Below are 872 nucleotides of genomic sequence, written 5' to 3'. Positions count from 1 at the left end.
CAAACGCCAACAAAATCAACCCAGATAAAAAAGACCCCAACCAACCAACCAACACCAACAGAGACAACAAAAACGCAACAACACCACACAACACCACAACCACCAACACACCAAACACACCAAAGCCAAACAGCAAGACAGCAACACAACCCCACACAACACAAACTAAAAAAAACCCAGCACGAAAACAAAACACAACCACACCCCACCAACCAAAAACACACCAAAAAAACCCACCCAAGCCAACAACAACCAAACCACCGAAAAACACAAAAACCACACCCCCGCCACCATACCCCACCACAGCCCAACCCGCACCAACCACCAACCACCCCCGCCCAAAACAAACACACCCCCACACAACACAAAAAACACACCACACAACAACCAACACAACCACAACCCACCACACACCAACCCAACCCAAACAAACCAACACCCCACAACACCACCACCCCAAAACCAACAAAACAACCCACAAACCAAACAAAAACAACCACCACAACCACACCACCCACACCAAACACAACAAAACAACCAAACAACCAAAAAAACACAACAACCAACACACCAACCACCCACAAAAACACACCCCAAAACCACCCAAAAAACCCAAACACAACACCACAACCCCAACAACAACCCCCCCACCTCCACCACCAACCCCCACCCCCCAAACCCCCACACCCCTACCCACACAAACAGCAACACCAACCAGACTGACTCCTCCATCCCCCCGAAACAAAAACCCAACGCCAACAACCAACGCAGCTCCACTGACATCTTTGCGCCAAATCACTTTGGCTGCGCCGAACCCTAAACATCCGACACAGACACCATATTCCCCAACCCCCCCTCACCAACCACGAAAC

1 pseudogene is annotated in these 872 nt (G+C 50.2%); it reads left to right on the top strand.

Annotated elements, in window-relative coordinates:
* Positions 1-872: pseudogene (locus ACTHUM_RS15650) on the top strand (hypothetical protein); the annotation flags it as partial.

Source organism: Neisseria sp. P0021.S006 (assembly GCF_051956895.1).
This window is presented reverse-complemented; position numbering and strand designations above follow the sequence as displayed.